At 66.2% G+C, this 4,217-nt stretch carries 3 protein-coding genes and 1 pseudogene; 1 reads left to right on the forward strand and 3 read right to left on the reverse strand.

Features of this window, described 5'->3' with window-relative positions; all coding sequences use genetic code 11:
- Both DU475_RS23160 and ppdK read right to left on the reverse strand, forming a co-directional pair.
- Positions 1 to 453: pseudogene (locus DU475_RS23160) on the reverse strand (cell wall hydrolase); the annotation flags it as partial.
- Positions 454 to 772: 319 nt separating this feature from the next.
- Positions 773 to 3,574, reverse strand: a complete 2,802-nt coding sequence (gene ppdK / locus DU475_RS23165) for a pyruvate, phosphate dikinase (RefSeq protein ID WP_234713382.1) — start codon at positions 3,572 to 3,574, stop codon at positions 773 to 775.
- Between ppdK and DU475_RS24560 the strand changes: the two genes are divergently transcribed.
- Complete coding sequence (locus DU475_RS24560) at positions 3,543 to 3,893, forward strand: hypothetical protein (protein WP_349644220.1); 351 nt, start codon at positions 3,543 to 3,545, stop codon at positions 3,891 to 3,893. The two genes, ppdK and DU475_RS24560, sit on opposite strands and share 32 nt — an antisense overlap.
- Positions 3,894 to 3,938: 45 nt before the next feature.
- Here DU475_RS24560 and DU475_RS23170 read toward each other — a convergent pair whose 3' ends face one another.
- Positions 3,939 to 4,094, reverse strand: coding sequence for a DUF3096 domain-containing protein (locus DU475_RS23170; protein ID WP_013500996.1), 156 nt, complete (start codon positions 4,092 to 4,094; stop codon positions 3,939 to 3,941).
- Between the last annotated feature and the right edge of the window lie 123 nt (positions 4,095 to 4,217).

The raw sequence follows: 4,217 nt of genomic DNA on the forward strand, positions 1-4,217 counted from the left end.
GTCCGGGGTCTGCGACGCGGCATCGTCGGGCGCGGGTGCGACTTCGAGGGTCTGGGCTTGCTCGGGCCGCGCGAGCGCCAGGCGATCGCCTTTCAGCGTGCGGTCGACCTTCGGATAGTCCGAAGCCTGGAAGCGCGGCGGCGCCTGGAGCAGCGGATTGCGGCTCGGCGCGAGGCCGCCGCTGCGGCCTTCGATGCTGACCAGGCGCGCGGCGCCGAGCTGCGGCATCCAGGTTCCCATCGGGCGGCCGAACGAGAACGTCGCGACCTGCACCGAGCCCAGCGAGGACGCGAACATCCGCTTCTGCCAACGCTCGGTGGCGCCGGTCTGCCGCACCAGCAGCGAGGCGATATCCTGGTGTCCGATTTCGTTGGGCAGCGCCGCGAAGACACAAACCCCGAGGCCGAAGGACGCAATCCGCGCGCCCTTCGACCGGTTACGCATGACTGACATCGATACGCTCACGCAACGCTTACTGGCGACCAAGTCCGAGGGTTTCGGACAAGTTGATCGTTTGCGTTGTTATCCGATTAAAGTTGCCCGTGCGTTAATGGCCGATGCACGCGCGCAACACGCAACGCCGAGCTGTTAGTTCACGGAACCGGCTGCGAATGTGGTGAATCAGCGCTTCACGGCGGTGGTTAAGAATGCGTTGCGGGACGTCGTTAACAGGACGCTGCGCACAAGCCGCGCCGCTGGTTACCAGCGCAAAATACAAATGGCCGGGACGAGGCCCGGCCATTCGAAATCCGATCAGTCTTGCGAGGCGCGATTACGCCTGGCTGGCGATCGCCTTGCCGAGCGCGGCCTGCGCGGCGGCGAGCCGCGCGATCGGCACGCGGTACGGCGAGCACGACACGTAGTTGAGGCCGACTTCGTGGCAGAACGCCACCGAGGCCGGATCGCCGCCGTGTTCGCCGCAGATGCCGACCTTGAGATCGCGGCGGGTCTTGCGGCCGCGCTCGACGCCGATCCGGACCAATTCGCCGACGCCGTCGCGGTCGACCGAGACGAACGGATCGACCGAAAAGATGCCCTTCTCGATATAGGTGCCGAGGAAGCTGGCGGCGTCGTCGCGGCTGATGCCGAAGGTCGTCTGGGTCAGATCGTTGGTGCCGAACGAGAAGAATTCGGCGCCCTCGGCGATGTCGCCGGCCATCAGGCAGGCGCGCGGCAGTTCGATCATGGTGCCGACCTGATACTTCAGGCTGCTGCCGGTCTCGCGGTTCACCGCATGCGCGGTGGCGTCGATCCGGGCCTTGACCAGTTCGAACTCGGCGCGGGTCGCGATCAGCGGCACCATCACTTCGAGACCGACCTGTTCGCCGGTACGCTTCTCGGCCTCGACAGCGGCCTCGAAGATGGCGCGGGCCTGCATCTCGGCGATCTCCGGATAGGCGATCGCCAGACGGCAGCCGCGGAAGCCGAGCATCGGGTTGAACTCGGCCAGCTCGCGGGCGCGATCGGCCAGCCGGCGCGGATCGGCGTTCATCGCCCGCGCCACTTCCTCGATCTCGGCGTGGCTGTGCGGCAGGAACTCGTGCAGCGGCGGGTCGAGCAGCCGCACCGTCACCGGCAGGCCCTTCATGATCTCGAACAGCTCGACGAAGTCGGCGCGCTGCATCGGCAAAAGCTTGGCGAGCGCGGCGCGGCGCGACTGCTCGTCTTCGGCCAGGATCATCTCGCGCACGGTGCGGATGCGGGTCTCTTCGAAGAACATGTGCTCGGTGCGGCACAGGCCGATGCCTTCGGCGCCGAACTTGATGGCGGTGCGGGCGTCGACCGGGGTGTCGGCGTTGACGCGGACCTTGAGCTTGCGGACCTCGTCGGCCCAGCCCATCAGCGTGTTGAAATCGCCCGACAGCTCCGGCTCGATCATTGGCATCTTGCCGGCCAGCACCTGGCCGGTGCCGCCGTCGATCGTGATGATGTCGCCGGCCTTGAAGGTGCGGTTGCCGATCATCATCGTGCCGCGGCCGTAATCGACGCGGATCGCGCCGCAGCCCGACACGCAGGGCTTGCCCATGCCGCGCGCCACCACGGCAGCGTGCGAGGTCATGCCGCCGCGGGTGGTGAGGATGCCTTCCGAGGCGTGCATGCCGTGAATGTCTTCGGGGCTGGTCTCGATCCGGACCAGGATCACCTTGCGGCCGTCGGCATGCAGCTTGGCGGCCTCGTCCGACGAGAACACGATCTCGCCGGAGGCGGCGCCGGGCGACGCCGGCAGGCCGGTGGCGATGACGTCACGCTTGGCGTTGGGGTCGATGGTCGGGTGCAGAAGCTGGTCGAGCGAGCCCGGCTCGATCCGGGTGACCGCGTCCTGGCGGTTGATCAGCCCCTCGTTGGCGAGCTCGACCGCGATCCGCAGCGCCGCCTTGGCGGTGCGCTTGCCGCCGCGGGTCTGCAGCATCCACAGCTTGCCCTGCTCGATCGTGAATTCCATGTCCTGCATGTCGCGGTAGTGCTTTTCCAGCAGGGTGTAGATCCGCGTCAGCTCGTTGAAGGCGTCGGGCATCGCCATTTCCATCGACGGCTTGTCGGAGCCGGATTCGATGCGGGCATATTCGGTGATGTCCTGCGGGGTGCGGATGCCGGCGACGACGTCCTCGCCTTGCGCGTTGATCAGGAACTCGCCGTACAGCCGGCTTTCGCCGGTCGACGGGTTGCGGGTGAAGGCGACGCCGGTCGCCGAGGTCTCACCCATGTTGCCGAACACCATCGCCTGAACGTTGACGGCGGTGCCCCAGGATTCCGGAATGTCGTGCAGGCGGCGATAAGTCACCGCGCGGGCGTTCATCCACGACGAGAACACCGCGCCGATCGCGCCCCAGAGCTGGTCGTTCGGATCCTGCGGGAAGTCCGCGCCGGTCTCGCGCGCCACCGCGTCCTTGTACTGGCCGACCAGATCGACCCAGTCGTCGGCATCGAGATCGGTGTCGAGCGTGAAGCCCTTGGCGTCCTTGTAAGCGTCGAGGATTTCCTCGAAGTGATGATGCTCGAAGCCGAGCACCACGTCGGAATACATCGTGATGAAGCGGCGATAGCTGTCGTAGGCGAAGCGGCGATCACCGGATTTCGCCGCCACGGCCTCGACGGTCTCGTCGTTGAGGCCGAGATTGAGCACGGTGTCCATCATGCCCGGCATCGAGGCGCGGGCGCCGGAGCGCACCGAGACCAGCAGCGGGTTCTGAGGATCGCCGAACTTCTTGCCGGTGAGCTTGCCGACATACTCCAGCGCGCGTTCGACCTGCGACTGCAGTTCCTTCGGGTAGGTCTTGCCGTTGGCGTAGAAGTAGGTGCAGACCGAGGTCGGAATGGTGAAGCCGGGCGGCACCGGCAGGCCGAGATTGGCCATCTCGGCGAGGTTGGCGCCCTTGCCGCCGAGCAGGTCGCGCATGTTGGCGCGGCCTTCGGCCTTGCCGTCGCCGAAGGTGTAGACCCACTTGCCGGCCTTCGGCGCGGCGACGGCTTTCGCGGCCGGCTTCTTGGCGGGCTTGGCCGCGGGCTTCGAGGCAGGCTTGCTGACCGGCTTGGCCGACGCCTTGGTCACTGTCTTGGCGGCGGGCTTCGTCACCGTTTTGGCCTTGGCGGCAGATTTCGCCGGAGCCTTCGCCGCGGACTTTGCCGGAGCCTTCACCGGAGCCTTGGCAACGGACTTGCCGACGGACTTGGCTGCCGATTTGCCAGCAGGCTTCGAGGCCGGTTTGCTAACAGCCTTCTTGGCCGCCTTCGGCGGGCTCTTGGCCACCGCTTTCCGGGCACTCGACGCTGCGGCGCCCTTTCCGCGCGCAGCACCAGAAGACTTGGATTTCGGGGCGGTCTTCTTCTTCGAAGCGGCTTTGGCCATGGCTTTCAACGGTCCGCGAGAGAGGAACAGAAAACGGGCGCTTTAGACCACGTTTTGGCGGTCGCAAGCAAGGCGGCGGAACCCGTGACGACTAAAGATGCAGGAAGCGCAGCGCGCCGAGACCGATCAGTCCGACACAGATCAGGTAGATCGCAACGATGAAATTGAGCAGCCGCGGCATCACCAGAATCAGGATACCGGCGATCAGCGCAACGATGGCTGGAATGTGGGCAGTGGTGATGGTCATGGCAGACGGTCTCCGGCTGAGGGAAATCGGGATCGAATCGCAGAGGGATTGGTAGCGGACAAGGACGGCGAACGATACCGGCGACCGATGACGCCGATCCCCCTGGGTGGGTTCCGGGAGGGG

Origin of the sequence: Rhodopseudomonas sp. WA056, from assembly GCF_010906995.1 — a bacterium.
Lineage (GTDB): Bacteria > Pseudomonadota > Alphaproteobacteria > Rhizobiales > Xanthobacteraceae > Rhodopseudomonas > Rhodopseudomonas palustris_G.